The following is a 2,500-nucleotide window of genomic DNA, read 5'->3' as shown; positions in this document are numbered from 1 at the left end:
TCTCGTGACTGCGTGCCTTTTGAAGAATGAGCCTGCGAGTTTGCGGTGTGTGGCGAGGTTAACCCGTGTGGGGTAGCCGTAGCGAAAGCGAGTCCGAATAGGGCGAATGAGTCGCGCGCCCAAGACCCGAAGCGGAGTGATCTAGCCATGGGCAGGTTGAAGCGGAGGTAAGACTTCGTGGAGGACCGAACCCACCAGGGTTGAAAACCTGGGGGATGACCTGTGGTTAGGGGTGAAAGGCCAATCAAACTCCGTGATAGCTGGTTCTCCCCGAAATGCATTTAGGTGCAGCGTCGCGTGTTTCTTGCCGGAGGTAGAGCACTGGATAGGCGATGGGCCCTACCGGGTTACTGACCTTAGCCAAACTCCGAATGCCGGTAAGTGAGAGCGCGGCAGTGAGACTGTGGGGGATAAGCTCCATGGTCGAGAGGGAAACAGCCCAGAGCATCGACTAAGGCCCCTAAGCGTACGCTAAGTGGGAAAGGATGTGGAGTCGCAGAGACAACCAGGAGGTTGGCTTAGAAGCAGCCATCCTTGAAAGAGTGCGTAATAGCTCACTGGTCAAGTGATTCCGCGCCGACAATGTAGCGGGGCTCAAGCGTACCGCCGAAGTCGTGTCATTCCCGTGTGAAGCCCTAACGGGTGCGGGGATGGGTAGGGGAGCGTCGTGTGCCGGGTGAAGCGGCGGCGGAAGCCAGTCGTGGACGGTACACGAGTGAGAATGCAGGCATGAGTAGCGATACACACGTGGGAAACGTGTGCGCCGATTGACTAAGGGTTCCTGGGTCAAGCTGATCTGCCCAGGGTAAGTCGGGACCTAAGGCGAGGCCGACAGGCGTAGTCGATGGACAACCGGTTGATATTCCGGTACCCGCTTTGAAACGCCCAGTATCGAACCAGAGGATGCTAAGCCCGTGAAGCCGCCCTGATCTCTTCGGAGTTGAGGGGAGTGGTGGAGCCGGCGACCCGATTCTGTAGTAGGTAAGCGATGGGGTGACGCAGGAAGGTAGTCCAGCCCGGGCGGTGGTTGTCCCGGGGTAAGGGTGTAGGGCGTTGCGTAGGCAAATCCGCGCAACATATAGTCTGAGACCTGATGCCGAGCCGATTGTGGTGAAGTGGATGATCCTATGCTGTCGAGAAAAGCCTCTAGCGAGTTTCATGGCGGCCCGTACCCTAAACCGACTCAGGTGGTCAGGTAGAGAATACCGAGGCGTTCGGGTGAACTATGGTTAAGGAACTCGGCAAAATGCCCCCGTAACTTCGGGAGAAGGGGGGCCACAACTGGTGAGGGGACTTGCTCCCTGAGCTGGGGGTGGCCGCAGAGACCAGCGAGAAGCGACTGTTTACTAAAAACACAGGTCCGTGCGAAGCCGTAAGGCGATGTATACGGACTGACGCCTGCCCGGTGCTGGAACGTTAAGGGGACCGGTTAGTCACATTTCGGTGTGGCGAAGCTGAGAACTTAAGCGCCAGTAAACGGCGGTGGTAACTATAACCATCCTAAGGTAGCGAAATTCCTTGTCGGGTAAGTTCCGACCTGCACGAATGGCGTAACGACTTCTCGACTGTCTCAACCATAGGCCCGGTGAAATTGCACTACGAGTAAAGATGCTCGTTTCGCGCAGCAGGACGGAAAGACCCCGGGACCTTTACTATAGCTTGATATTGGTGTTCGGTTCGGCTTGTGTAGGATAGGTGGGAGACTGTGAAGTCATGGCGCCAGCCATGGTGGAGTCGTCGTTGAAATACCACTCTGGTCGTGCTGGATGTCTAACCTCGGTCCGTGATCCGGATCAGGGACAGTGTCTGGTGGGTAGTTTAACTGGGGCGGTTGCCTCCTAAAGAGTAACGGAGGCGCCCAAAGGTTCCCTCAGCCTGGTTGGCAATCAGGTGTTGAGTGTAAGTGCACAAGGGAGCTTGACTGTGAGACTGACGGGTCGAGCAGGGACGAAAGTCGGGACTAGTGATCCGGCGGTGGCTTGTGGAAGCGCCGTCGCTCAACGGATAAAAGGTACCCCGGGGATAACAGGCTGATCTTCCCCAAGAGTCCATATCGACGGGATGGTTTGGCACCTCGATGTCGGCTCGTCGCATCCTGGGGCTGGAGTCGGTCCCAAGGGTTGGGCTGTTCGCCCATTAAAGCGGTACGCGAGCTGGGTTTAGAACGTCGTGAGACAGTTCGGTCCCTATCCGCTGCGCGCGTAGGAATATTGAGAAGGGCTGTCCCTAGTACGAGAGGACCGGGACGGACGAACCTCTGGTGTGCCAGTTGTCCTGCCAAGGGCATGGCTGGTTGGCTACGTTCGGAAAGGATAACCGCTGAAAGCATCTAAGCGGGAAGCCTGCTTCGAGATGAGTATTCCCACCCCCTTTGAGGGGTTAAGGCTCCCAGTAGACGACTGGGTTGATAGGCCAGATGTGGAAGCCCGGTAACGGGTGGAGCTGACTGGTACTAATAGGCCGAGGGCTTGTCTAACTATTTTTGCTTCGCGTCCACTGT

At 56.9% G+C, this 2,500-nt stretch carries 1 rRNA gene (cut by a window edge); it reads left to right on the top strand.

The features are described 5' to 3' along the window. Positions 1 to 2,476 (top strand): 23S ribosomal RNA (locus G3I60_RS43320); it begins 650 nt to the left of the window's first position. The last annotated feature ends 24 nt before the right edge of the window (positions 2,477 to 2,500 follow it).

The sequence above is a fragment of the Streptomyces sp. SID13666 genome (assembly GCF_010548325.1).
Taxonomy (GTDB): Bacteria; Actinomycetota; Actinomycetes; order Streptomycetales; family Streptomycetaceae; genus Actinacidiphila; species Actinacidiphila fildesensis.
This window is presented reverse-complemented; position numbering and strand designations above follow the sequence as displayed.